Source organism: Streptomyces sp. NPDC058195 (genome assembly GCF_042883525.1).
Taxonomy (GTDB): domain Bacteria; phylum Actinomycetota; class Actinomycetes; order Streptomycetales; family Streptomycetaceae; genus Streptomyces.
Genome location: NZ_JBHVVM010000024.1, coordinates 96493 through 121068 on the forward strand (window position 1 = coordinate 96493; position 24576 = coordinate 121068).

Annotated in this window: 23 protein-coding genes; 15 read left to right on the forward strand and 8 right to left on the reverse strand. The window is 72.4% G+C overall.

All coding sequences use genetic code 11. The features are described 5' to 3' along the window. Positions 1 to 792 precede the first annotated feature (792 nt). Positions 793 to 1356, reverse strand: a complete 564-nt coding sequence (locus ACFVWY_RS26415; protein WP_389876821.1) for a dihydrofolate reductase family protein — start codon at positions 1354 to 1356, stop codon at positions 793 to 795. 589 nt (positions 1357 to 1945) lie between these two features. Here ACFVWY_RS26415 and ACFVWY_RS26420 point away from each other — a divergent pair. The 3 genes from ACFVWY_RS26420 to ACFVWY_RS26430 all read left to right on the forward strand — a co-directional run bounded on the left by ACFVWY_RS26420 (position 1946) and on the right by ACFVWY_RS26430 (position 4452). Next, a complete protein-coding gene (locus ACFVWY_RS26420) occupies positions 1946 to 2209 on the forward strand; it encodes a hypothetical protein (protein ID WP_389876823.1) in 264 nt (87 codons plus the stop codon). A 141-nt stretch (positions 2210 to 2350) separates the two neighbouring features. Then, the gene (locus tag ACFVWY_RS26425) at positions 2351 to 3298 is read left to right on the forward strand and encodes a helix-turn-helix domain-containing protein (RefSeq protein ID WP_389876825.1); all 948 of its coding nucleotides are present in this window, start codon (positions 2351 to 2353) and stop codon (positions 3296 to 3298) included. 374 nt (positions 3299 to 3672) lie between these two features. Continuing rightward, positions 3673 to 4452 carry an SAM-dependent methyltransferase gene (locus tag ACFVWY_RS26430; RefSeq protein ID WP_389876827.1) on the forward strand — a complete coding sequence of 260 codons (780 nt, stop codon included), beginning with the start codon at positions 3673 to 3675 and terminating at the stop codon, positions 4450 to 4452. A 42-nt stretch (positions 4453 to 4494) separates the two neighbouring features. Here the strand turns inward: ACFVWY_RS26430 and ACFVWY_RS26435 are convergent, their stop codons facing one another. Both ACFVWY_RS26435 and ACFVWY_RS26440 read right to left on the reverse strand, forming a co-directional pair. After that, positions 4495 to 5448, reverse strand: coding sequence for a helix-turn-helix domain-containing protein (locus ACFVWY_RS26435; RefSeq protein ID WP_389876828.1), 954 nt, complete (start codon positions 5446 to 5448; stop codon positions 4495 to 4497). A gap of 55 nt (positions 5449 to 5503) precedes the next feature. Then, a complete protein-coding gene (locus tag ACFVWY_RS26440; protein ID WP_389876830.1) occupies positions 5504 to 5743 on the reverse strand; it encodes a DUF397 domain-containing protein in 240 nt (79 codons plus the stop codon). A 685-nt stretch (positions 5744 to 6428) separates the two neighbouring features. Between ACFVWY_RS26440 and ACFVWY_RS26445 the strand changes: the two genes are divergently transcribed. From ACFVWY_RS26445 to ACFVWY_RS26500, 12 genes are all read left to right on the forward strand, one after another. Beyond that, positions 6429 to 7073: a Crp/Fnr family transcriptional regulator gene (locus tag ACFVWY_RS26445; RefSeq protein ID WP_389876831.1), complete on the forward strand. Its 645-nt coding sequence runs from the start codon at positions 6429 to 6431 to the stop codon at positions 7071 to 7073. A gap of 140 nt (positions 7074 to 7213) precedes the next feature. Beyond that, complete coding sequence (locus ACFVWY_RS26450; RefSeq protein ID WP_389876833.1) at positions 7214 to 8122, forward strand: hypothetical protein; 909 nt, start codon at positions 7214 to 7216, stop codon at positions 8120 to 8122. Next, a complete protein-coding gene (locus tag ACFVWY_RS26455) occupies positions 8119 to 10191 on the forward strand; it encodes a hypothetical protein (protein ID WP_389876835.1) in 2073 nt (690 codons plus the stop codon). Before ACFVWY_RS26450 ends, ACFVWY_RS26455 begins: the two co-directional genes overlap by 4 nt. Beyond that, positions 10188 to 11099 carry a hypothetical protein gene (locus ACFVWY_RS26460; RefSeq protein ID WP_389876837.1) on the forward strand — a complete coding sequence of 304 codons (912 nt, stop codon included), beginning with the start codon at positions 10188 to 10190 and terminating at the stop codon, positions 11097 to 11099. The genes ACFVWY_RS26455 and ACFVWY_RS26460 overlap by 4 nt, the downstream gene beginning before the upstream one ends. A 117-nt stretch (positions 11100 to 11216) precedes the next feature. Then, entirely contained in the window at positions 11217 to 11714 is a 498-nt protein-coding gene (locus ACFVWY_RS26465; protein ID WP_389876839.1) for a SigE family RNA polymerase sigma factor, read from the forward strand. Continuing rightward, a complete protein-coding gene (locus tag ACFVWY_RS26470; RefSeq protein WP_389876840.1) occupies positions 11707 to 12138 on the forward strand; it encodes a hypothetical protein in 432 nt (143 codons plus the stop codon). The genes ACFVWY_RS26465 and ACFVWY_RS26470 overlap by 8 nt, the downstream gene beginning before the upstream one ends. A gap of 31 nt (positions 12139 to 12169) precedes the next feature. Further along, a complete protein-coding gene (locus ACFVWY_RS26475; protein WP_389876841.1) occupies positions 12170 to 13396 on the forward strand; it encodes a mannosyltransferase family protein in 1227 nt (408 codons plus the stop codon). Positions 13397 to 13982: 586 nt separating this feature from the next. Then, a complete protein-coding gene (locus tag ACFVWY_RS26480) occupies positions 13983 to 14228 on the forward strand; it encodes a ferredoxin (protein ID WP_389876842.1) in 246 nt (81 codons plus the stop codon). Beyond that, positions 14218 to 15612 carry an NAD(P)/FAD-dependent oxidoreductase gene (locus ACFVWY_RS26485; protein WP_389876844.1) on the forward strand — a complete coding sequence of 465 codons (1395 nt, stop codon included), beginning with the start codon at positions 14218 to 14220 and terminating at the stop codon, positions 15610 to 15612. The genes ACFVWY_RS26480 and ACFVWY_RS26485 overlap by 11 nt, the downstream gene beginning before the upstream one ends. A gap of 57 nt (positions 15613 to 15669) precedes the next feature. Next, the gene (locus tag ACFVWY_RS26490; protein ID WP_389876846.1) at positions 15670 to 16905 is read left to right on the forward strand and encodes a cytochrome P450; all 1236 of its coding nucleotides are present in this window, start codon (positions 15670 to 15672) and stop codon (positions 16903 to 16905) included. Positions 16906 to 16939: 34 nt separating this feature from the next. Continuing rightward, positions 16940 to 18643, forward strand: coding sequence for a PucR family transcriptional regulator (locus tag ACFVWY_RS26495; protein WP_389876848.1), 1704 nt, complete (start codon positions 16940 to 16942; stop codon positions 18641 to 18643). Between the two features lie 118 nt (positions 18644 to 18761). Beyond that, positions 18762 to 20108, forward strand: coding sequence for a diaminopimelate decarboxylase (locus ACFVWY_RS26500; protein ID WP_389876850.1), 1347 nt, complete (start codon positions 18762 to 18764; stop codon positions 20106 to 20108). A gap of 16 nt (positions 20109 to 20124) precedes the next feature. On the opposite strand, the gene ACFVWY_RS26505 is transcribed toward ACFVWY_RS26500, so the two are convergent. The 5 genes from ACFVWY_RS26505 to ACFVWY_RS26525 all read right to left on the reverse strand — a co-directional run bounded on the left by ACFVWY_RS26505 (position 20125) and on the right by ACFVWY_RS26525 (position 24521). Beyond that, the gene (locus ACFVWY_RS26505; protein ID WP_389876851.1) at positions 20125 to 20655 is read right to left on the reverse strand and encodes a discoidin domain-containing protein; all 531 of its coding nucleotides are present in this window, start codon (positions 20653 to 20655) and stop codon (positions 20125 to 20127) included. A 641-nt stretch (positions 20656 to 21296) separates the two neighbouring features. After that, the gene (locus tag ACFVWY_RS26510) at positions 21297 to 21830 is read right to left on the reverse strand and encodes a phage tail protein (RefSeq protein ID WP_389876852.1); all 534 of its coding nucleotides are present in this window, start codon (positions 21828 to 21830) and stop codon (positions 21297 to 21299) included. A gap of 5 nt (positions 21831 to 21835) precedes the next feature. Continuing rightward, entirely contained in the window at positions 21836 to 23794 is a 1959-nt protein-coding gene (locus tag ACFVWY_RS26515) for a putative baseplate assembly protein (protein ID WP_389876854.1), read from the reverse strand. Continuing rightward, positions 23791 to 24228, reverse strand: a complete 438-nt coding sequence (locus ACFVWY_RS26520) for a GPW/gp25 family protein (protein ID WP_389876855.1) — start codon at positions 24226 to 24228, stop codon at positions 23791 to 23793. Before ACFVWY_RS26520 ends, ACFVWY_RS26515 begins: the two co-directional genes overlap by 4 nt. Positions 24229 to 24233: 5 nt before the next feature. Beyond that, positions 24234 to 24521 (reverse strand): PAAR domain-containing protein, encoded by a 288-nt coding sequence (locus tag ACFVWY_RS26525; RefSeq protein WP_389876857.1) that lies wholly within the window; start codon positions 24519 to 24521, stop codon positions 24234 to 24236. Between the last annotated feature and the right edge of the window lie 55 nt (positions 24522 to 24576).

Below are 24576 nucleotides of genomic sequence, written 5' to 3' on the forward strand. Positions count from 1 at the left end.
GCCCCCGGCTCCGGCCTGTACGCCCCGGCTCCGGCCGGCGCGGCCGACTCGTGCGGGCCTGGCGGCAGACGGACGATCTGCGTCCACGACTGGCGGGCCGAGGCCGAGCGGGGCAGGGCGCAGCGCGTTGCCGATCTGGCGGCACGTCAGCTCATGTGTCCGGACGCGGAGTTGCCGGGCCTCCGCCACGATGTCACGGACGGTGCACAGCCTGTGGAGTACCGATGCCGCCCTCCCCGCCCCTTCGGCTGACGCGGACGACGACGCCCTCGGCCAGGTCGACGCCACGCTCCGCGAGGCCCACGGCATGCTCGCCCGCGAGCACGAGGCCGTGCGGGAGGCGGCCAAAGACATCGGGTGGTGGGACGAGGAGGTGCCGCGCGCCGGGGCGGGATCACCCCGTCCGGGCCGTCGGCGAAGGACCGGGGCCGCCGTCGGCGAGGAACCCGCCACCGCGGCCGACGGGTCGTCCGGACCGACCGCCGGGATCCTGCCCGGACCGGCCCGCGGGGAGCCGTCCACACGTTCCGGCGGGGAATTTCCGGGCACGGACGGGGGGGATGGCCCGGGGCGGGCGGCGGGAAATGGCCCTGGGGCGAGCGGTAGCGCCGACCTCGCCGTCCTTCCGCCCCGGGAGGGCGCCTACGACGCGATTTGCCCCGCGCGGGAGAGGCCCGGTCTGATCGTCGCCAGGCACCGCCACGGCCCGGCTGGCGGCATCAGCACGGCCTTCCAGGGCCACGCCGGTGAGAGGACACACCCATATTCAGCCGGGTGACAGCGGGAAGCTGCTCAGCGCCTCGTCTCGTACCTGGTCAGCACCACGCCGTCGGGGAACGTCCGCGTCTCCACCAGATTGAGGTTCACCCAGTTGTCCAGCACGGAGAAGAACGGCGTGCCGCCGCCCACCAGGACCGGCGCGGTGGCCAGCACGTACTCGTCAATCAGCCCGGCCCGCATGGCCGCCCCGGCGAGCGTCGCGCCGCCGATGTCCATCGGGCCGCCGTCCCCGGCCTTGAGCCGGGTGATCTCGGCGACCGCGTCGCCGGTGACCAGGCGGGTGTTCCAGTCGACCGTGTCGATCGTCGAAGAGAACACCACCTTCGGCATGTCCCGCCAGCGGCGCGCGAACTCGGCCTCCGCCGGAGTGGCGTTGGGCTGCTGGTCGCCGGTCGGCCAGTAGGAGCTCATCGTCTGCCACAGCTTGCGCCCGTACAGCGTCAGGCCGGTCGCCTGCAACTGGTCGGACCAGAACTGGAACAGCTCGTCGCTGGGCACGCTCCAGCCGATGTCGTCGCCGGGCGCGGCGATGTAGCCGTCCAGCGTCAGGTTCATGCCGTAGATCAGTTTCCGCATGGTGCCAGCCTTCCCTGATTCGGTCTCACGCGTACAGACCGGCACGGCGCGGGAAACTCATCGTTCCGCCGGGGGAACGGCATCGGCCTGAGACTGATCCCGGGTGACGTCGCGGTGAGACAACAGAGGACCAGCAGGTCGCAGAAGGCCGACATGTCATCGGCGGCGAGACTTTCCCGTACGCCGAGAGGACAGCTAAGGGCTGTGGAGACCGGTCCCCGGAGATTCCGGTTACAGCGGCAACGCACGCCGGTTCCCATATGCGGGCATAGCCGACCCCCAAGGATCAAGAGCCGTGTGAGTCGAGTCACATTTCGCGGGTACTCAATTTCGGGATCTGATCATTTTCGACATTCAAATGATCAGACACAGGGAAGCGTGAATCACGGTTCCGCTGAAGTACGACGCCAACGCTCGCGAGTCGATCGCTCTCAGTTTTCACCGCTCGTTTTCATTGCGTTCCCGATCCACGCACTCACCGGACGCGGGGTAGCTTTCCTGTGTCGCGAATGCGGGGGGCCTGAGGCCATTCAGAACCCCCCGCGCAGCGTTGCCGATTCGTCAGTATCTCCAGCGTAGGAGAAAACAAATGCAACACCTTATCCGGCGGCTGCACATCGCCGTGCAGCCCCACCTGGCCGAGGTTACCCTCCCGGCTTTCCCGCAACCTCGAAACACGAGGATCAGCCTTTTCTCCGTCCGGGTGAAGTGGGCCTCACTGGCCCTGATTCCCCTGTTCGCGGTCGTCTCGCTGGAGGAGAGGGCGGTTCAGCCGGGCACCCTCTGGGCGCTGGCGGCTGCCTGCGCCGCCGACCGGACCGTCCTGGTCTACCAGCGGTACTGCCGCCGCTGACACCTGAGCCGGGGTCGATCTGCTGACAGGTCCCCCCGGCTTTCGCCTGATCGGGCCGAGGAGTTTCTCTCCCGGCCACACCTGGACGAAATGGAGAGTGACGTGACTCAGCCCGAGGCACGTTCCCGGGAGAACGGATACGTGGACGTCCTGTGCGGTTATGAGGAATGCCTGAAGCAATTCCGGCGGCGGCTCGGACCCGGCCGGCCTCAGACCTACTGCCAGCCCTCGTGCAGAAGGCAAGCCCAGCGTTTACGGGACAAGCACGCCCTGCTCGACGCGCGGCGCGACGGACCATCCTGGGACTCGATCACACGGGCGATGCGGGTCAGTCTCGACGCGGCGCGCAGAAGGTGGCGGGAGGCCACCGTTCCCGGCGCATCGTCGCCGTCTGCCCCGGGCGGCGACGATGCGGTCGCCGAGCCGCCGGGAGCTTCGGGGGCCCAGGAGGATGTCGCCCCGCTCCGTTCCAGTCGGCAGCAGCTGGGCGCCGCCGTGAGCTACGTGCTGCACGCGAGCGGCCGCACCGTGGGTGCGGTGGCCGACCAGGCAGGGGTGCCGGCCACCACCTTCGCCCGGTTGCTGAGCGGAGAGCGGCTTCCCGAGTGGCCGGCGGTCTTCACCCTCGTCACCGTCCTCGGCGGCCAGCCCGAAGACTTCCGCACCCTGTGGGTGTGGGCGAAGGGCCGGACCCCCAGCACCTCGCGCGACGGCGCCACTGCCCTGGCGCGGTTCCACGCCGCACTGCGCGGCCTGCATCTTTCCGCAGGGCGTCCGCCCCTCACCGGCCTCGGGCGTCCCTGGCCTGACGACGCCCCGCTCGACGTGCCGCACGACATCAGGCTCGGCACCCCACTCGTCACGCCACTCGATGCCCGGAAGGCACGGCGCCTGGAGACTGTCCTCAGCGGCGGTTCCATGACCGACTGGGACGACACGGCGCTGCTCGTCCGCCTCCTCGGCGGGCGCCCGGAACAGTTCCGTCCACTGTGGGACGACGTCCAGCACAACCTCCTCGCCCAATACAGCGTCTTGGCCCTGTCTGTGAAGTCGGAACCCGACAAGCGGGACAGCGAGGGGCGGGATTGAGCCGCGCTTCATGAGCCCGCAGCCGTCCCCTCGTCGCCCCGCCTGACCTCATGCCCCGGGCAGTGCCCCGAGGGCGCCGCGCGGACCGGCGGGCCGGTGCGGTACTCCTCCGTCATTTCACAGGTCAACGCCCCGTAGCTCCTGCGCTCCGGGGCGTCGGCCATTTCAGGGAAGACGCAGGAGCCGTCTCTGTGGTTGCGTCATGGGATTCCAGGGTGTCCGGAATAAATTCACTTTCGGGTTCTGGCCCACTGTTCCGCTGGTTTGGGCAGGCGATTACTCCCTAGCATGGAACGCCTGCAAACGCCACACGTGTCATGCGGCGTTCCATGACGATGGGATATCGTGCTGGCATATGACAGCGGGGGTTTCATGTGGACGTCACCAAGGCCAGCGTCGCACGAATGTACGACTATCTGCTGGGCGGCACCGACAACTATGAATCCGACTGGGCGGCCTGCGAGGAGCTGCTGCGCATCGCTCCGAGCACTCAGCAGATCGCACTGACCAACCGGCGATTCCTCGAAAGAGCGGTGAAGTACATCGCCGACACCGGAGAGGTCGACCAGTACATCGACCATGGGTCTGGTTTACCGACGCAGAACAATGTCCATCAGGTCGCTCAGCGCGTAAGCCGGAACGCACGTGTGATGTACGTGGACAACGACCCCATAGTCCTGGCGCACGGCCGCATGATGCTGGAGGAGAACAAGTACACCGCCGTCATCAATGCCAACATGCTGTGTACGGATCAAATTTTCGACCGTGCGAAAAAACTGAAACTGTACCGGCCCGACCGCCCAGCTGCGGCCCTCTTCGTCTCGGTCCTGCACTGCCTCCGCAATGAGGAAGACCCGTGGGGACTCGTCCGGAACGTGATCGACAGGCTTCCCTCCGGCAGCTATCTCGTCCTCTGTCACCTGGCGAGCGACGATCCGCGGCTACGGGAAGAAGTGACGGCGCTGATGCGGCGGGTCACCGACGGGAAATGGGGGAGGGTCCGGTCGATCGAACAGGTTGAACGATTCTTCGACGGGCTGGAAATCATCGGGGACCTCGGAGACGTGTCCCGCTGGCGCCCCGGCAGCGGCCTCGTGCCGCTTCAGGCGGAGAACGAATGGATCGAGTACGGAGGTGTGGGCCGCGTGCCCTGAGCCGCCGGGCTCATCCGGAGTGCGGCCGGGCCGTCCGGGCCGTCATTCCTGCAGCTCCTTGATGTGCTTCTCCAGGAGCGCCATGGAATCGGCACGGCCCGCCGCCAAGTCCCAAAGACGCGTCAGCGCGATCTTGTAGCGGGACATGTCACCGGGATTCGTCACGTAGGTGCCGCCGTCGGGCACCTCCAGGTACAGCATGTCCGCTTCCCGGCCGGCCGGGAAGGAGAGGTACGTTATGGAACCGGCGGGCGGGAGGGCTTCGGCCCCCCGGCTGACAGGGATGACGCGCAGGTGCACGTTCTCCCGGTTCTCCTCCAGGTTGTACAGGTGGCGCAGCTGTTCACGCATGACGGCCGCACCGCCCACCCGCCGCATGAGGACGCTCTCGTCCATAACCGCGTAATACTGCGGCGGCGACGGGCTCTGAAGGGTGCTCTGCCGAATGCGGCGGACCTCGACCCGTTGCTCGATGCTGCGCTGGACCTGGGCCGTGTTCATCACCGGGTCCTGGTGGGCCTGCATCAGGGCGCGAGTGTACGGAGCCGTCTGCACCAGCCCCGGAATGTACTGCATCTGGTACGTACGAACGGACTTGGCCAGAGCCTCCACACTGACCAGCCGCTCCATCCAGCCGGGCACCGCATCGTGAAAGGCGGACCACCAGCCATCGACCCGCGACTTCCTGGCGAGTTCACACATGATCTCCAGGGACTCGGTGTCGCTGACGCCGTAGTGCCGCGCCAACGCGAGCACCTTCTCTTCGCGTTGGGGAGTGAGCGCGTTCTCGATACGGCTCAGCGTCGCGACCGAACCGACAACTCCGGCCCGCACCACGTCGGAGAGACGGAGATTGTTCTCCTCGCGCAGCTGGCGCAGGCGAGCCCCGAGTACCCGACCTGCACCAGCTGACGATCCAGACGGCTTGCCGTCGTCCGATACCGCGAAAAGTTGCTGACCGCCCAACTTTCCCCCCTTGATCACCAGCTTGCTCACAAGCTCCTCAAGGCGAGGATGTCATACAACCGACCGCGGCCAGGGGCTTCCCGGCTCAGACGGCCATATTGTCGAATTCACCCTGGCGGGCACCGATCAGAAGGGCCGCGATCTCCGAGCGGGTGAACACCAGTGCCGGACCGTCCGGGAAACGCGAGTTGCTCATTGCCACCTCACCGTTCGGAAGCTCCGCGAAGCGTACGCAGTCGCCCCCGGCCGGGTTGCTGGCAGAGCTCTTCACCCAGCACACACCACTGAGCGAGGATGCCGTTACACCGTTCTGAAACGCGCTCATATTTTCCCCTTTTCCGCTCTGGCCTGCAGCTATCTCGTTCTTCCCATGTGTTCCGCTCGCCGTTTCCCGCCCCCTGGCGACCCAGACATCAGGGTCGATGGAATTTCACGGCTCCCTGGAACGTCGATGATCATAGGCTCACGGAGTGAGCCGCCGCCGTCCCCCAAAAGGGCACTCTTGCGGTGGGCTGATATGAATAAATAGCCGAACCGCCAAACAACCGGAACAAATTATTCCGATTGAAAAAGGGCTTGAATGTGATCGGTGGCGAAGGGGTGGCTGAACATGGCGGGGAATGGGGATTCCGTCAACCGCCCCGTCACCGGCCCCGCCTCCTCCATTCCGTCTGACCTCACAGCCGGCGATCGGGAAGAGCCACCATCGCGGCGACCGGCGCGGTCTCCCGGGTGGCGAAGAGGAAGGGCACCAACTACGGGCCGCGCACGGAGGATCCGGCTCCGGACCAGCAGGACGCGTTCGGCCCCGTGTACCCGTGGGCGGACACCGCTCGTTATGAGAACAAGGCCGGTCGGTGCGTGGCCAAACGCCGACGAGGCGGCGTACAACTCGTGGCGAGCAGGACTCGACGAGTCGCGTACGGGGCAGGGCGGGGCCACGTACTGGATGCAGGGGAAGGCGACGGGTGCTTTCGGACGAGACATGGCACGAACTACGAGGTCAAGGAGTGCCCCGCACCTTCCCCGAACGCAGCGTGATGCTGCGGCAGGGCTCCGCGGGAACGCATTTGCTCGCGCTCACCGAGGGGCTCGCCAAGGTCGTGTGCCGGGAGCCGGGCGGGGCCGTGACCTGGCTGGCCTTCCGCGGTCCGGGCGATCTGCTGGGCGAGGTGTCCGTCTTCCACGGCACCCTGCGCACCGCGGAGGTCGTCGCGTTGACCTCCTGCACGGCAGTCGTGCTGGAAGCGGAGCGGTTCCGCCGGTTCATCGAACAGCGGGGGCTCGTCATGGACTTGATGCGGCAGGCTCTTTCCCGGCTGCAGGAATCCGACGCCCACCGCACCGAACTCCTGACGCTTCCGCTGGTTACCCGGCTGGCCCGAGCGCTGCTGAGACTGGTCGAACTCACCGCTCCCGGCGACAGGCCGGAGGTCGTACGGCTGACCGGTCTGAGCCAGGAGGAGATCGCACAAGCGACGGGAGTGACCCGCAACGCGGTCATCAGCGGGCTGCAACTGCTGCGCGCGTCCGGGGCGGTAGAGACAGCCCGGAGGACGATCGTCGTCAAAAACATGCAGGTCCTGCGTGACTGGGCGACGACCGGACCGGGAGCCGCCGCCCGTCCGCTCCTCCCTACGCCCGCCCCCCGGTGAATGCGCCCACGCTGTGACGTGGGACACCCGCGAACTGCCCTGTGCTGTGCAGTCCGACGAACGGAACCGACGGAACCTCGACGCAGCCGACCACCGGCTACGTCATCGCTCGTCAAAATCCGTTCGCGAGGAGATCAGCCATGTCCGCTCCCGTTCCGACCCCGTACGCCGAGAGCCGCCCACTGCCGCCATACCGCGCCTTGTTCGCCGTCGACGCGAAGGACTTCACCGGGCTTCCCGCCGTGCAGCACGGACCGGTCAGCCAGCTGATCCCCGAACTCGTCGACCGTGCGCTGGACCGGGCTGACCTCCACGAACTGCGCGCCGCCAAGCGCTTTCCGGCCAACACCGGGGACGGTGTGGTGTTCGGCTTCGACCCAGCGCTGCTGCCCTTCGTGCTCTGGCCGTTCCTGGGGGTACTGGACGACACCCTCGGCGCGTACAACAGGCAGTCCGTGGGCCCGCGCATCCGGCTCCGGGCCAGCGTGCACGTGGGGCCCGTGCTGGACACGGACGGCCCCGGCGACGGCAACGCGACCGCTCGCAACGACACCCATCGGCTGCTCGACTCGCGCCCGGTCAAGGCCATCCTGGCCGCGGCGAGCGAGGAGGTCACGCATCTGGCGGCAGTCATCTCCCAGCGTGTCTACGAGGACGTCGTGCTCGGCGCGTACACCCGGCTGCACCCTGACCGCTGCGTGGAAGTCCCGGCCACCGTGGAGGGGAAGCCTTTCGTTCAACGGGCCTGGCTGTATGTCCCCTCACCTTCAGGAAACCTCGTACAGGCCGGGGTGCTGCCACGTGAGGAGCCCGTGGCCCCGCCCACCCCGGCCGACGGGCGGGAACAGGGCCCGGCGGCGACACCGGGTGCGCAGTACCACGGCAACACACAGCATGTGGGCGAAGGCGTCGCCGTCATGGGGAACGTCGGACGGGATCTCACGTACAACGGCGGGGCCTCCACGTACCACGGCACCAACCAGCACTGGGGCGGCGGCGACAATGTGTCGGGCGACAAGCGGATCGGTGACACCGGGGGCCCGCGGTGAACTCCGGTACGGACGGCTCGCCCGGATCTGGAGGCGAGCTCCCGGCAGACAGCCCCGGCCAGGAGAGCTCCTACCGCGACAACCGGCAGCACGTGGGTCAGGGTGTGGCGTTCATGGGCGGGTTCGAGGGCAACCTGTTCATCGGCGTCCCTCCCGACGACGACGTCAGCGACCGCATCGTCAAGCCCCGGCTGAGGGAAGGGCCCTACCCCGGCAGCGATGTCCGCGACCGGCTGCGTGTGTTCGTCGAACCGCCCAGCCACGCATCCTGCCGCAAGACGCTGGACAGCCACCTCCTGCTCCTGCGGGCCGGCAGCGGAACCGGGGCGGGGACGGCCGCGTTCGCCCTGCTGGCGGAGCGGCACGGAACCGGCGGGATCACCGGCCTGGACTCGCCCGACGACCTGTCGCGGTGGCACCCCAAGGAGCGCCGCGGCTACCTGCTGCAAGGGCTGTCACCGGTGGCCGCCGACGCGCTCGGCGAGGTCGCCCTCACCCAACTGGCCGGACAGTTGCGGGATCTCCGCGCCCACCTGGTCGTCACTGTGCGCACGGAGACCGCGCTGCCCGGCGACACGCACCCCTGGCAGGTCACGCATGCTCCGCCGCCGCCCGCCGAGACGGCCACCAGGCACCTGCGGGCCATGGCCGAGGCGGGTGACCTCACCGTCGGGCAGGAGGCAGCCGCGCTGCGGTATCTCGCCGCGCCGGACTTCGCCGGTCATCTGGACGCCCACCCGCTGCCGGGGGACGCGGTGGCTGTGGCAGAGGGCCTGCGCGAACTCGTCGTGGCCGGGAAGTCCGCCGCGTCCGTACTCGACGACTTGCGGACCGGCAGCCCCGAGGCGGCGCGCAAGGCACTCGCGGAGGCCCGCGACCGGTCCGATCGCATCGCGCTCATGGCGGCGATCGCGCTGCTACCCGGGCAGGACCGCACGGTCGTCGAGCGGTTCAGCACCGTCCTGCGTCCCCACATCGACGGTCGCGGCTCCCCGGCACTGGCCAACGCCACGGGGCCGGGAAACGTCGGCGCCCGTGGGCCGGCCGGGGAACCCTCGGCTCGGCCCGATGTGCTCGGGCCGTCCTTCGAGGACCGGTTGGCGGCCGTCGGCGCGCGACTACTGCCGCTCCGCTACGGAGCGGGGCGGCGCTACCCGGTCCAGCCGGTCGACTTCGCCGGCCGACATCGCTCGGACGCCCTGCTCCGGTCGTTGTGGCTGGACTACGAGGGCATGGCTGAGCTGCTGTGGAGGAGCCTCGACGAAGGACCCCACCATCCCGGTGCCGAACTGGCGGCGGGCCGGGCCATCGGCAAGGCGCTGGCTCACGCGACCGGCCCTGACACCCTGCGCCAGCTGCTCCCCTTCGCCACGTCGGACAAGCGCTGGCGTCGCCGCCTGGTGGCCCACGCGCTCGGGGAGATGGCGCAGCGCCCCGCTCTCACCTCCGCTGTGCGCGGACAGATGTACGACTGGAGCAGGCGCGCCCCCGTCACACTCCGCTGCACTGTGGCCGAGTCCTGCGGGGGCAGCTACGGTCTGGCCCACCCCGCCACGGCCCTGCGGCTCCTGGACACCGTGCTCGAAAGGCAGGAGACGCCGGAGGGTTCACTGCGTACCGCGGTGTCCTTCGCACTGAGCGCTCTCCTCTCCGAGGACACCAATCACCCCGCCGTGATCGCTCTGCTCCGGGAGTGGCAGGCGGCCGGCCCGGGTTCCCCGCGGCATGACCTGGCCGTCCATGCCGTCGGCTCGATGAGCCGGACATCGTTTCCCCCGCCCAATGCCCCGGGCGTGCGGCGCGTGCGTCTCGCCGACCTGCTTGCGTCCCACCCCGAGCGGGCCTCCCGTCTGGTGGTCACCGCGCTGGACGATCCCGCCACCCACGAAGCGATGGCGACGGGGCTGTCGCTGCTCGAGGGCGACCCGGACCTGTGCCAGCGGACCGGCTTTCCGCACCTCCTCGCCACGCTTGCCGCAGTGGCCCAGAACCACCGCGGCGTCCTGCGCTTCGTCCTGCGCCGCCATCGCGCTCGTACCGCATCCCCGGATGAAAGGAACGCATCATGACCGGCCCGCTCATCTCGCCCCTGGACACCTCGGCGACCTGGCAGTTGTTCCGGCTCCGGTTCGGAGCTCCGGAGACCCGTGCTCTGGTCTTCCTCGCGCACAGCGGCGACGACGCGATGGTGCCGTCCCAGGAGGGCGACTTCTGGGGCTATCGCCGGCCCACCCGGCGCATGGTGCGCGACGGCGAGTTCTTCGACGTCGTGTGGGTCTCGCTCACGGAGCGCCGGATCTCGGTCGACATCCCGCGTCGGCCGCCGAAGCCCCCGGCCCGCTACGGCGTCGCCTGGAAGATCAGCAATCCTGTCGTCGCGGCGCGGAGCCAGCTCACCGAGGAGCAGGCCCGGCAACTGGTCGTCCGCCACATCGACGAGCACGCCGGCCTGCCCGGCGTCCCCGATCCGTTGCGGAAGCCGCCGCCCCACCCGGGGACGACGGAGGTGGAACCGCCCGGTCGCCTCCGGGTGATCGACGGATCCGGGCTCGCCTACTGGTTCCTGGACCCGCCGGCCGCGCTGCTGCCCGCCTCAGGTGTCGGCTCGGGGCCCGCTCTCCCGACGGGCTTCGGCGAGGACCACCGCGAGGCGTACCGCTTCTACCGTGAGGTCGTCGCTGGCGGTCCGGTCGGCCTGGCAGCCCTCTGGCTGCTGCACCGGCCGGAAGAGGCGAAGGACGTGCTCGACTGGACGGTGACCCACCGCGACCTCCTCGCCGACCGCAACGACTGGGAGCACTCCCTCGCGGCAGCGCTCAAATCCCTGACCCCGGAGGACCGGAGCTTCGTCGGCGCCAACATGGCGCGGGTCCTGAGCGACGTGGGTGTTCCGCAGGGCGACGAGGTGCTGCGCCGGATCGGCCACAGCGGTGGAACGGATGACGGCGGGGCGGCCCCTTACGAGGGGTTCCGGTGAGCCTCCGCTCCCGGGTGGTGTGATCACCGTCACCTGGCCTCCTCGGGTTTCATGTCGTCCGGATGGTGGGGGCCGGGCGTATGTGGTGTGAGATCCGGGAGAGCCAGGAGTTTTTTGTTGACCGTCGAGGAGTTCGAAGAGTTCTACGCGCAGACGGCTGCCCGGCTGACCGGGCAGCTGTTCGTGATGCTCGGCGACCAGCACGAGGCGCAGGACGTGGTGCAGGAGGCCTTCGTCAAGGGGTGGAGCAGGCGGCGCCAGCTCGATCGTGACGGACAGCCCGAGGCGTGGATCCGTACGGTCGCCTGGCGGCTGGCGGTGAGCCGGTGGCGGGGGCGGCGGCGGGCGGCCGACGCCTGGTTGCGCAGGGGTGCCCCACCGCACGCGGAACCGCCCGGACCGGAGTCGGTGGCGCTGGTGGAGGCGTTGCGGGGGCTGCCGCCCAAGCAGCGCAGGACGCTGGCGCTGCACTACGTCTGCGATCTGACCGTCGAGCAGGTCGCCGCCGAGACCGGCCTGGCGGCCAGCACCGTCAAGACGCATCTGGCCCGGGGCCGGGCCTCGCTCTCGCACCGTCTGCACGATCCGCGTACCGAGGAGGGGCCCTGTGTCTGATCCCCACGACCCGCTGAGGTCCCTGTTCAAGGAGGCCGCCGCGGCCGGGCAGTCCCGTGCCCGCTCGGCGCCGCCCTCGTACATCACCGCGCGCGGTGAACGGGCCCGGCGGCACCGGATGGTGGGGCTGGCCGTCGGGGCCTGCCTGGTTCTCTCCGGTACGGGTGCGGCCGTGGTCTCGCTCCTGCCGGGGAGTCCGGGCACCACCGTGCCGGCCGTCACCCCCTCGCCCCGGCCCTCGCCGTCCCCGTCGCCCACCAAACCCGAACCGGCGACGTCCTCGCCCACCACGCCGCAGACCAGCACGCCGCGGACCACCCCGCCCACGCAGGTGCCCTCCTCCGGCGAGACCTCGCCGAACGCGCCGAGCGGCCCGGGGGCTCCGGCCAGTCCGACCCGCAGCGCCACGCTGCCGCCGTCGTGAACCCGCCGCCCCCGAGCGCAGGAGATGTGCCGTGAGTCTTCTGGTCCCGCCCCGGCGGCGTGAGCGTCACCCTCCCCAGGCGGCGGCAGCGGTGGAGGCGGGGCGTGCGCCGTGGCTCGGCCCGGCGGACCGTGAGGTGCTGTGGCTGTACCTGCTGACCCGGGTGGGGGTGTGGACCACCGCGTACTGCACCCGGTGGCTGTTCGCCGCCGACGGGAAGAGCCGGTACGCCGGTTCGTTCTTCTCGTCGTGGCAGCACTGGGACTGGTGGCACTACCTGCGCATAGCCCAGTCCGGCTACTTCCCGGACGGGCAGGGGCCGTGGAGCGCGGGCTGGGACAACCGGGAGGCGTTCTTCCCCGGCTTCCCGTTCCTGCTGCGGGCGGTGCACACCGTCGTGCCGAGCTGGCCCGCCGCCGGTGCGCTGATCTCGTTCGTCGCCGGCGGGGTCGCCGTGCTCGCCCTGGGCCGGATCGCCCGGTCGTACCCGCCGCAGTCCTCGCGGGGCGGGGCGGGGCCGCGGGCGGCGCTGTTCTTCCTGCTGTCGCCGTGCGCGGTCTTCCTCGCCGCCGGGTACACCGAGGCGCTCTTCCTCGCCTTCGCGCTGCCCGCCTGGCTGGCCGCCCAGCGCCAGGAATGGGCGCGGGCGGCCGTCCTCGTCTGCCTGGCCACCACGGTCCGGGTCAGCGGGCTCTTCCTCGCCGCGGCCCTGGCGGTCCACTTCCTGGTGACCGCCCGCGCCCTCCGCTCCCCCGGTCACTGGCGGCGGCTGCCCTGGCTGGCGCTGCCCGCCCTGCCGCCCCTGCTGCAGAGCTGGTACCTGCACGCGTACACGGGCGACTGGATGGCCTGGAAGCACGCCGAGGAACGCGGCTGGTACCGCGACTTCCACACCCCCTGGGAAGCGTGGCGGAACACCTGGCACGCCGCCTTCGGGCACTCCCAGTCCACCGGGTACGCCCTGATGTGCCAGGCCGAACTGCTCACCATGGCCGTCGGGCTGGTGCTGTGCGGGGTGCTGCTGCGGCGGCGGCGCTGGGCGGAGGCGGCGTACATCGCGCTCAGTCTGTGGGCGCTGGGCACCTCGTACTGGTACACCTCGCTGCCCCGCGCGACCCTGCTGTGGTGGCCGTTGTGGACCGGGCTGGCGGTCTGGAGCCTGCGCAGGCCACGCGTGACGACCGCCTGTCTCGCGGTGATGGCGCCCCTCTCGACGGTCGTCGCGGTCACCTTCCTGTCCGGGCGCTGGGCGGGCTGAGCCGTGCGGGTGCCGGGTGCGGGGTGCGTCCCGAACCGGTACGGGTGGTCCCGTACGAAGTCCGCTCGCCCCCGGGCGGTGGGCGACAGGGTCCGAGGGGAAGCCGGGGAACGGGCAGCGGGCAGCGGGCAGCGGGCAGCGGCGCAGTTCGCCGTCGGCCCGGTCGCCGGACGCCTCCCGGACGGCGGGCCCGTACGCCCGCGGTTTCATCGGCGCGCCGCCCGGCGCCGGTTCCCGGCCCAGGACGCTGCCGCACTCCCCGTCGTGGTCGACGCAGACGAGCACGGGCGTCCGGTCGCACCGGCCGGTGCGCAGCGCCTCGGCGGGCGACAGCGGCATCAGCTTCGTGCCGGCCACGGGGCGGGGCCCGTCGAACGGGCCGTATGCCGCGAGCAGTTCGGCCGGGGTGGCCCAAGGCCGGCGCCGTCCGCCGCCGATGTGCTGCCAGGGCTGCGCTCCCTGGCCGGCCTCGCACGCTGAGGGGCATCCGCTCGATCGGGTGATGACCCCAGTGGTCCGCCCGTGGTCGCGCTTCCGGCACCCGCCTCGCAGCCTGGGCGGAGGTACTACCGGAAGGGCGGGGCCGATGCGGCTTGTCGTCGATCTCAACCGGTGCCAGGGGTACGCGCAGTGCGCCTTCCTGGCCCCCGATGTGTTCAGCATGCACGGCGAGGAAGCGCTGCTGTACAACCCGCACGCCGACGAGGCGCAGCGCGAGCAGGTGCGGCGGGCCGCCGCCGCCTGCCCGGTGCAGGCCATCCGGGTGGAGTACCCGGAGCATCCGGACCGGGCGTCGCGGGACACGGCGAAGGAGCCGTCCGGTGTCCGGTGACGATGCACTGGGGCGGCTGAGGCGCGAGGGGCGGATCGTGGTCGTCGGGGCCTCCCTGGCCGGGCTGCGGGCGGCGGAGACCCTCCGGAAGGAGGGGTTCACCGGTTCGCTGACGCTGGTCGGGGACGAGCCGTACGAGCCGTACGACCGTCCGCCGCTCTCCAAGCAGGTCCTGCTGGGCCATGCCTCGCCCGACCACACCGAACTCCCCCGGCAGCCCGGCCTCGACGCGACCTGGCGCCTGGGCACCGCCGCCACCGGACTCGACATGGCGGCCCGGCGGGTCCGGCTGGCCGACGGCGACGAGGTGCCGTACGACCGCCTGCTGATCACGACCGGGGTACGGGCCAGGCCCTGGCCGCACCGGGCGGAGGCCGAGCTGGACGGGGTCTTCGTGCTGCGCACCCGGGACGACGCGGCCCGGCTGCACAGACGGCTGGCGGCCTCGCCGCGCCGGGTCCTCGTCATCGGCGCGGGCTTCACCGGTTCGGAGATCGCCTCGGCCTGCCGTGAGCGCGGAATCCCGGTGACCGTCGCGGAGCGCGGAGCGGCCCCCCTGGTGGGCGCCCTCGGCGGAGTGGTCGGCCGGGTCGCGGCGGAGCTCCAGCGGGAGCACGGGGTGGACCTGCGCTGCGGGGTCATGGTCACCGGCCTGGAGGGCGACCCGGTGGGACGCCTGCGCCGCGCCCACCTCTCCGACGGCACCGCCCTCGACACGGACCTCGCCGTCATCGCGCTGGGCGCGACCCGGAACACCGAGTGGCTGGCCGGGTCAGGGCTGGCCGCCGGGCCGCGCGGGATCGCCTGCGACGCGGGGTGCCGCGCCTTCGACGTACGGGGCATCGTGACCGACGACGTCTTCGTCGCCGGGGACGTCGCACGGTCGCCGCACGCGCTCTTCGGGTACCAGTTCCTCTCCCTGGAGCACTGGGGCAACGCCGTCGAGCAGGCCGCGACCGCGGCGCACAACATGATCAGCAGCAGCTCGGAGCGCCGCCCGCACCTGTGGGTTCCGGCCTTCTGGTCCGCCCAGTTCGGGGTCAACATCAAGTCGGTCGGGGTGCCGTCACTGGGCGAGGAGATCATCGTCGCCCAGGGCTCGCTCGCCGACCACCGCTTCACCGGGGTCTACGGATACCAGGGCCGGGTCATCGCCGCGGTCTCCTTCGACCAGACCAAGTGGCTGGATTTCTACGAGCGGCAGATCCGCTCGGCCGCGCCCTTCCCGCCGGACTACGCCTCGGTGGACCGCCGCACCGAGGGGCTGCGGCCGGTACCGGCCGAGTTCCCGGATCCCTCCCTGCCCACCCACGGACCGTCCGTGACCGTCAGTGGCTACGCGCCGACCGAGCAGCGGATCACCTTCACCCCCGCCCGCGCCTGACCCACCCGCCCGGCCGACCCGCCACCGCAAGGACCGCCACCGCGAGGACCCGCCACCATGACGAACAGCACGCTGCTGCGGCAGATCATCGACTACGGCAGCCGCGCCGACCCGTACCCCCTCTACGCCGAACTGCGCCGGACCCCGGTGCTCCAGGACAGCGACGACCTGTTCGTCGTCAGCACCTACTGGGAGATCAAGAGCCTGCTGCACGACCCGCGGCTCAGCTCCGACACCCGCAACCTCTCCCCCCGCGCCTCCGGCACCCTCCTGGAGGAACAGGAGGACTCCCCGCTGCCGCCCGCCTTCCTGCGGCTGGACCCGCCCGAGCACGACCGGCTGCGCCGGATGACGATGCGGCCGTTCGGGCCGCCCGAGACACCCCGGCGGGTGCACCACATGCGGGGCGAGCTGGTCCGTATCGTCGCCGGGCTCATCGACGGCTTCGAAGGGCGCGGGCAGGTCGACGTCGTCGACGACTTCTCGTACCCGTTCCCCGTCACCGTGATCTGCCGGCTGCTGGGGATCCCGCGCGCGGACGAGGCGCGCTTCCACTCCTGGGCCGACACCCTCGCCGCCGGGCTCGACCCGGACCCCGGCCAGGACCCCGGCGAGCGGTTCCGCGCCACCCGGCAGGCCCGCACCGAGCTGGGGCTCTACCTGTCCGGGCTGCTCGACGAACGCGCCGCCGCCCCCGGCGACGACATGCTGTCCGCCCTGGTCGCCGGGGACGGTCCGGACGGACGGATGACCCGGCCCGAGGTACTCAGCACCGCGGCCCTGCTCCTGATCGCCGGTCACGAGACCACGGTCAACCTCATCACCAACGGCACCCTCACCCTGCTGCGCCACCCCGAGGTCCTGGACCGGCTGCGCGAGGACCCCGGGCTGGTCGTCCCGGTCGTGGAGGAACTGCTCCGCTTCGAACCGCCCGTACAGCTGCTGCCGCAGCGCACCACGCTCGCGGACATCGACATCGCGGGCACCACCATTCCCAGGGGCGCCGGTGTCTGGCTCGTGCTGGCCTCCGGCAACCGCGATCCGCGGCGGTTCCCCGACCCCGACCGCTTCGACCCGGACCGGCAGGACATCCAGCACCTCGGCTTCGGCAGCGGTATCCACACCTGTTTCGGCGCTCCCCTGGCCCGGCTGGAGGCCCAGACCGCCCTGACCGCACTCGCCACCCGGCTCGACGGCCCCCGCCTGGTGGCGGACCCGCCGCCGTACCGGCAGAACGCGGTGCTGCGCGGGCCGCGGCACCTGGAGGTCGCCTTCGACGGGCTCCGCCCGTAGGCCCGGCCGGCCGCAGCCCGGTCATGATGGGCGGATGCGGATGCCGACGCACGAACCGGACCGGGACGACCCCGGCCCCTCGCTGGGACAGCTCCTCGCCCTCGTCGCCCCCGGGACGCTCGACATCGTCGTCGCCCCCCGCTCCACCGCCGTGCCGGTCACCGGCGTGGCCCTGTACGACCCCGGTGAGGAACCGCTCCCGCGAGGCGCGGCCGGGCTGGTCCTCCTCGCGGTCGGCGTGGAGCTCGCCTCCTCCGGCGCGGCCGGCGTCCTGCGCGCCGCCGACCGGGCCGGGGCCGCGGCCGTCGTGATGCGGCACAACGGCCGGGAACCCGGGGCGGAGCTGCTGGAGGCGGCGGCCCGCGGGCGTACCGCGCTGCTGTCCCGGCGGCCGGAACAGGGCTGGACGGAGGTGCTCGGGCGGCTGCGCACCGCGCTGTCCTCGCACCGCGCCCCGGACGGCGCGCACGGCGCGGGCCCCCCGGTCGCGGGGCTGCGGCTCGGCGACCTGTCCGGGCTGGCCAACACGGTCGCGGATCTGCTCGGCGGGGCCCTCACGATCGAGGACCCGCAGTCCCGGGTGCTGGCCTACTCGCGCCTCGACCACGAGCCCGACCCGATGCGGCGGCTGACGATCCTGGGCCAGGAGGTCCCGCGCTGGCGGGTCGCCGAGCTCCGCGAGAGCGGCTTCCTCCAGGCCCTGTGGAGCACCGACGACGTGGTGCGGCTGCCCGCCGACGGCCGGTACGCCGAACGCCTGGCCATCGCGGTCCGCGAGGGCTCCGAGGTGCTCGGCACCCTCTGGGCCGCCGCCGACGGACGGCCGCTCGCCGAGGACGCGGCGGACGTCCTGCGCACCGCGGCGCGGGCCGCCGTGCCGCATCTGGCCCACCACCGAAACGGGGGCCGGGCCGCGGCCGGGGCCCGGGAGGAGGCGGTGCGCGCGCTGCTGCGGGGGGACGTCCGGGCCGCGCCGGAGGCCGGGATCGCGGCGGACCGGCCGCACGCGGTGGTCCTCGCCGAGGTGTCCACCGCTGACGTGCCCGGAGCGGACCGGGCCGGGCAGCGGGTGCTGGACGGGCTCGCGCTGCGGGCCGCCGCGGACCGGCCGGGCTGTGTGACGGCACGCTCCGGGCGGCGGCTGTACGTGCTGGTCCCGGCCGGGGACGGCGAGACCGACCCGGCCCGCGCGCTGCTGGCGGCGGCGCGTTCGGTGACGCGGTGCGCGGTGTTCGCGGGCGCCGGGCCCGTGGCGGCCGGACCGGCGCAGCTGCCCGCCTCGCGGGAGACGGCGGAACTGGTGGTGCGGGTGCTGCGGGAGCGGGCCGCACGGGCCCCGGGCGGCGGGGCTCCGGAGAACGGGGGTGCGGGCGGCGGGGGTGCGGTGTCGGCGGCGGCCGCGCATCACGAGGTGGTTCCCGCGACGGCGGCGCTCCGGCTCCTGGACCGGATGGAGCCGTTCTGGGCCGTGCTGTCGGGGCCGGTGCACGCGATGGTGGAGCACGACCGGGCGCACGGTTCGGCGTACGGCGCCTCGGTCGCCGCGTACCTGGACGCGTCCTGCGACGCCGGGGCGGCGGCGCGGCGGCTCCATGTGCACCCCAACACCCTGCGGTACCGGCTGCGGCGGGCCCGGGAGCTGTTCGGCGTCGATCCGGCCGACCCCGACGTACGCCTCCTCGCGGAGGTCGGGCTGCGGCTGGCGGCCCGGCCGGGTTCCGGCACGGAGCAGCGTTGATCGTTCGGTTGTCCGGTGCTCCGAAGGAAGCGGCCGGGCGTCGTCGTGTCGGTCGAAGACGTACGGTTCCCCGCGCCCCCAAGCTGTCGGTACGCGACGAAGGGGTGATGTGGTGGACATGACTTCAGCTACGGAGCTGCCGCGCGCCGAGCGCCGTACGGCGGCGCTGGCGCGGGCCGTCGAGGAGGGGCTGCTCGGCCCGCAGGCTCCCGTGGTGGGGCTCCTCGACGTGGACGGGGTGCTGGCCGCGGTGGACGCGCTGCACCGGGCGTTCGAGGGGCCCGCCCCGGTGCTGCACGCCTTCGCGGCCAAGGCGTGCGGACTGGTGCCGGTGCTGCGGCTGCTGGCGGACGCGGGGATGGGGTGCGAGGTGGCCTCGCCCGGTGAGCTGGAGCAGGCGCTGGCCGCCGGGTTCGGGTACGAGCGGCTGGTCTTCGACAGCCCCGCGAAGACGGTCGGGGAGCTGGAGTTCGCGCTCGCCCACGGCATCGCGGTCAACCTGGACAACTTCGAGGAGCTGGAGCGGGTGGACCGGCTGCTCGCGGGCCGAAAGGCGTCCGGCCCCGTGGGCCTCCGGGTGAACCCGCAGGTGGGAGCCGGGGCCATCGGTGCGATGAGCACGGCCACCGCGACCTCCAAGTTCGGCGTCGCGCTGCGTGACCCGGGCGCCGCCGACGCGGTCGCCGAGGCGTTCGAGCGCCGCCCCTGGCTCGACCGGCTGCACGCCCACGTCGGCTCCCAGGGCTGCCCGCTGCCGCTCGTCGCCGAGGGCCTGCGGGCCACGTACGAGCTGGCCGAGCGGATCAACGACCGGCTGGGCCGCGCCCAGGTCACCGGGATCGACATCGGCGGCGGACTGCCCGTCAACTTCGGCGACGAGGACGACCGTCCCACGTACGCCGACTACGTCAGCGGACTCCGCGCTGCCGTACCCGGTCTCTTCGGCGGCCGGTACACACTGGTCACCGAGTTCGGCCGCTCGCTGCTCGCGAAGAGCGGGACGATCGGCACGGTCGTCGAGTACACCAAGTCCGCGGGCGGGCGGCGGATCGCGGTCACCCACGCGGGGGCCCAGGTCGCCGCCCGTACCGTGTTCATGCCCGCGTCCTGGCCGCTGCGGGTGGGGGTCCTCGACTCCGCGGGCCGCCCGAAGGAGGGCCCGGCCGAGACCGTCGACATCGCGGGGCCCTGCTGTTTCGCCGGGGACCTCACGGCGACCGGGGCCGAGCTGCCCGCCGTGGAGCCCGGTGACGTGGTGGCGCTGTACGACACCGGGGCCTACTACTTCTCCACGCACTTCTCCTACAACTCGCTGCCCCGGCCCGCCGTGTACGGCTACCGCACGGGGGCCGACGGACGGCCGCGCTTCGCGCTGGTGCGCGCGGCGCAGAGCGTGCGCGAGGTCGTGGAGGAGAGCGGCCTCGCGCAGGCCGGCAACCTGGTGGCGCTGCGCCGTACGGAGTGAGCCGTCCCGCGCCCGCTCAGGGCCTGCGGCCGAAGAACTCGACCTCGGCGACGGCGAGGCGGCGCCCGGGGCCCGCTCCGTAGGTGGTCTCGGTGGTGAGCCGGGCCCGGACGATCTCCGATCCGCGCAGGTCGAAGGTCTGCTGGCCCGGCTGGTCCTTGACCCGCAGCTTCCTGTCGACGCTGGTGCCGTCGGCGGAGGTGAGCCGGACGGTGATCCTGGCCGGGCGGGCCTGGGTGAGGAATTCGTCCGCCTTCGACGAGACGCCCGGGAAGACCACCAGTTTCAGCACCCGTACCGGCTGCTCGAAGTCGCACTCCAGGTACTGCCCCCGGCCGGTGCCGGGGCCGTCGTCGGCGGGTGCCCAGAAACGGTTGGTGAAGCCGTCGAAGGCCGCGCCCGCCGGGTGCCCGGCGGCCCGGCTGGAGGCCCGGAACCGGGTGGGCGGGACGGCCTCCGGCGTTCCGGTCTCGTCCTTGGCCAGGCCGAGCCAGCCGGACGCGTGCGGCAGCGCGAACCAGACTCCGGCCGCCAGCACGATCAGCACGACCGGCAGTGTCAGCCCGGGGCGGCGCCACAGCCGCCGCCTCGGCCGGGTGCCCGCGACGGGCGCCTGGCGCGGCCGTCGCCGGAGAAGCCTGCGCCACCACGGCGGCCGGACCTCGGGCGGCGGTCCCGGGTCCAGCAGCAGCCCGCAGTGGACACACAGGGTGCGGTCCGGGGCGTTCTCCGTACGGCAGCCGGGGCAGCGTACGGGCGGGGCCGGGGGCGGGCCCGGGGGTGCGGGGACGGGCCGGTCCGGCAGGGCGGGCAGCGCCTCGGGGCCCGGAACCGGGGTGTCCGGATCGTCGCCGGGCCGCCGCGGGGCGGCCGTCGCGGCGGCGCCCCGGGACGGCGGGGGCTGCGGAGGCTGCGGAGGCTGCGAAGAGGGGGGAGGCGCGGGCGCCGGGGGTACGGGAGGCGTCCTCGGAGTCGGACCCGGGTCCGGGCTTGGGCTCGGAGCCGGAGCCGGAGCCGGGGACGGCGCGGGCGCGGGCGCGGGCGCGGGCGCGGGCGCGGGCGCGGGCGCGGGCACGGGAGTCGTTGGCGGCGTACCGCTCGACGGTGGTTCCTCCCACTCCAGGAACGCCCGGCACGAGGTGCAGAACTGCGTCCCCGGCGCGTTGTTCTGGCCGCACGTCCCGCAGATCACAGGACCTCCAGGTCGAAGCCCACGTGGGCCGGGATCTCCGTACGGATCAGCTCCTCCAGCCGCACCCGGTCGACCTGGTACGGCTGGGTGGGCCGCACCCGCACCGTGACCCACGGGCGCGGGCCGCCGGGGAACCGGGTGTGCGGCGTCGTCGACCACGCCGTACCGCCGCTCTCCACGATCTCCGGCTCGACCCCGGTCTCCAGCAGCACCGCCTCCGCCAGTCCGCGCCGGGTGCCCCGCCTGCTGTGCCGTTCCACCGCGCCCCGCACCGTCTCCCGCCGCCGCTCCATCGGGTGATCGGCACGGGTCTCGGCGGCCACCCACTGGGCCATCCAGGTCAGGAAGTCCTCGGGTGCGCTGCGCGGGTCGAGGTGGGCGGGCAGGTTGTCGATGGACAGCAGGACCGGGGCGAGGACGTCGTCGAGTGCCTCCAGGAACCTGCGCAGGAAGTCCTGCTCCAGGTAGACCGCGGGGAGCTGTTCGATCAGCGGATGCGGGGTCGGCAGGCCGGTCACGGCGGTGCGCATGGTGATCAGGCCTCCCGTACCCGGAGCTGGTGCTCGTAGCTGAAGACCAGCGCGTGCCGGTCCAGGGCGATCTTGGTGGTGGGTTCGCCGCGCTGCCCGTTGACCGGGTCGGCGGGAAAGAGGCGTACGTCCTCCACCAGGTCCACGCCGGGCACCTGCTGGAGGACCGCGAACGCCTCGCCCGACTGGACCGGCCGGCCGAAGGGCCAGCCGTCGCCGCCCGGTCCGCCGCTCAGCGGGTTGAAGTAGCTGTAGAGCGCGGTCAGCGCCTCCTCGCGCACCCGCTCCAGCACGACACCGCGCCGGGCCTGGACCGAGGCGACCACGGTGACCCCCTGGTAGAAGGGCCGCTCCACGACCAACCGGGCGCCGATGGGCCGCCGTTCCTCCAGGTGGCCCGCGATCAGCGCGAGGGTGTGCTCCGGCGGGATCAGCTCGTCGAACTCGATCCGGCCCTGCTCGTCGCTGCGCCCGGCCGGCACGATCAGCAGCCGTACCCCGCCCGCCTCGACGTCCGCGTCCTGGCCGGCCGCGATGCACTGGACCCGGGCCGCGTCGGGCGCCACTTCACGGGCGAGCAGTTCGTAGTCGTGCGGAACGACGGCCCGGTGCAGCGTCCGCAGCGTCATCGGGCCGCGCACCCGGGCGCTCTCGACCGTCTCGCCGTCGACCCCGCCGAGGGCCGGACGGCGGTTCTCCACCCGGGCCACGTACGGGATGGCGCTGCGCAGCACCCGGAGGGTGGAGCGGGCCACGTTGCCGCGCAGCCCGCCGCCGGTGCGGTACGAGCGGACCCGCACCGCGGCGCCCTTCGGCGGCACCTTGCCGTAATAGCGGATCGAGCCGTCCCGTTCCCGTACCGCGGGGCCGAACTCGACCCGGCCCGAGTTGGGGTCGAGCGTGATGTGCCGGTCCTCGGGGCCGGAGTGGGCGAAGTCGTCGACCCGGGTCCACTCGGCGCCCCGCTCCCCGCCCGCCGGATCGGCGACCTCGACGACGAACTCCCCGGGCACCACCGGCGGCCGGCCGACCGTGAAGCTCTGTCCGGGTACGCCCTCGGCGGGGCCGAGCACCTCGTCGGTCACGGTCTCGGCGTGCACCGCCCCGACGGTCGCGCCGATCGTGAACGCGGTGATCCGGCGGACCACCGGGGACGCCATGTAGGTGGGCTGCCCCGGGGCAGCCTCCACCAGGCGGCAGCGCAGCCAGCCGCCGGTGCGGCGCACCACGACGGCCGGGGTGTGGCCCTGCGGCAGGTGCAGGATGAGCTCGCCGGACCGGTTGAAGCCGCCGGTGTCGTCCTTCTCGGTCTCGCACGCCACCCAGGCGGTGCCGTCCCACGCCTCCCAGACCAGCGGCGGGCGCAGCGGGTCCACGCCGACGCCCTCGACGGCGCAGTCCAGCCGCAGCACGACGACCCCGGCGGGCACGGCCGCGGACAGTCCGACGTAGAGCGCGTCGCCGGGCGCGGGCGTGGCTCCGAAGCAGGGTACGGGCCGGCCGAGCGCCAGCTCCTCGGTACGGTCGGCGGCGTCCCCGGACGTCGGCCAGGTCGCCAGATGGGCGAACTCGCAGGGCGCGATGGACAGTTCGCCGATGGTGGTGAAGACCACGGCCTCCTCGGTCTCCGTGCGTACGGTCGCGACCTCCGTTCCGGCCCGGACCCGTACCGGTTCGGGCTGGGGCGCGGAGAGCCGGAACGTCACGTCGGTGCGCGCGGCGGTGGGCGGGTGGAGGCGGACGCCGATCAGGTCGAGGAAGGTCAGATAGCTCTTCTCCGGCACCCGGTTCACCCGGTAGACGAGCTGGTCGACCATGGTCGCGAAGGCCTCGATGAGGGTCACTCCGGGGTCCGACACGTTGTGGTCGGTCCACTCGGGGCAACGCTGCTGGACGAGCCGTTTCGCCTCGTCGACCAGGCCCTGGAAACGACGGTCGTCCAGATGCGGGCTGGGCAGCGTCACGCGCCGTCCACCTCCTCGTGCTGCGGGATCACGTGATCCTCGTGCTGCGGGATCACATAGAACGGGAAGACCAGGTTCCGGGGGTCGTTGGCGCCCCGGACGGTGTAGCCGATGTCGATGTACAGGACGCCGTTGTCGACCTCGTCGAACCGGACGACGACCTCGGTGACCTCGATCCGCGGCTCCCACCGGTCGAGCGCGAGCCGTACCTCGTAGGCGAGCTGCCCGGCGGTGCCCGCGTCCGCCGGGGCGAACACGTAGTCGTTGACGGCGCAGCCGAACTCCGGGCGCATCGGCCGTTCGCCCGGTGACGTGGCGAGGATCAGCCGGATCGACTCCTCCAGTTCGTGCTCGCCGCGCACCAGGGCGATGGACCCGGTGGCGTCGGTGCGCGGCGGGAAGGCCCAGCCCGCGCCGATGAATTCCTGTCCCACGCGGCTCAGCCTCCGATCAGTACCGTCGGGCATCCGGACACGATCGGTGCGCCGCAGGCGGAACGGTCGCCGACCCGGGCGGCGGGGAACCCGCCGATCAGCACCGTGGTGCTGCCGGGCGGCGCGATCGCGGACGGGGGGTGCACCGCGGGCGGCGGCGAGGCGCACAGGTGCGGGGTGCCGACCGTGGCGGCGGGGAGCCCGCCGATCAGCACGGTCGGAACGCCGGGAGGCCCGACCGTGCCGGGGTGTCCGGTGGGGTCGCCGACCCGGGCGGCTGCGGCTGCTGGCATGGGGGTTTCGTTCCTCTCGATTCGGCCGGTGCCGGTGACCGGTGGGCGGTGGGGG

Excerpts from the sequence above, each read along its gene's own strand:
- ACFVWY_RS26415 (WP_389876821.1), bottom strand. The coding sequence starts at position 1,356 with ATGCGGAAACTGATCTACGGCATGAACCTGACGCTGGACGGCTACATC.
- ACFVWY_RS26420 (WP_389876823.1), top strand. The coding sequence starts at position 1,946 with ATGCAACACCTTATCCGGCGGCTGCACATCGCCGTGCAGCCCCACCTG.
- ACFVWY_RS26440 (WP_389876830.1), bottom strand. The coding sequence starts at position 5,743 with ATGAGCGCGTTTCAGAACGGTGTAACGGCATCCTCGCTCAGTGGTGTG.
- ACFVWY_RS26450 (WP_389876833.1), top strand. The coding sequence starts at position 7,214 with ATGTCCGCTCCCGTTCCGACCCCGTACGCCGAGAGCCGCCCACTGCCG.
- ACFVWY_RS26460 (WP_389876837.1), top strand. The coding sequence starts at position 10,188 with ATGACCGGCCCGCTCATCTCGCCCCTGGACACCTCGGCGACCTGGCAG.
- ACFVWY_RS26480 (WP_389876842.1), top strand. The coding sequence starts at position 13,983 with ATGCGGCTTGTCGTCGATCTCAACCGGTGCCAGGGGTACGCGCAGTGC.
- ACFVWY_RS26490 (WP_389876846.1), top strand. The coding sequence starts at position 15,670 with ATGACGAACAGCACGCTGCTGCGGCAGATCATCGACTACGGCAGCCGC.
- ACFVWY_RS26495 (WP_389876848.1), top strand. The coding sequence starts at position 16,940 with ATGCGGATGCCGACGCACGAACCGGACCGGGACGACCCCGGCCCCTCG.
- ACFVWY_RS26500 (WP_389876850.1), top strand. The coding sequence starts at position 18,762 with ATGACTTCAGCTACGGAGCTGCCGCGCGCCGAGCGCCGTACGGCGGCG.
- ACFVWY_RS26510 (WP_389876852.1), bottom strand. The coding sequence starts at position 21,830 with ATGCGCACCGCCGTGACCGGCCTGCCGACCCCGCATCCGCTGATCGAA.
- ACFVWY_RS26525 (WP_389876857.1), bottom strand. The coding sequence starts at position 24,521 with ATGCCAGCAGCCGCAGCCGCCCGGGTCGGCGACCCCACCGGACACCCC.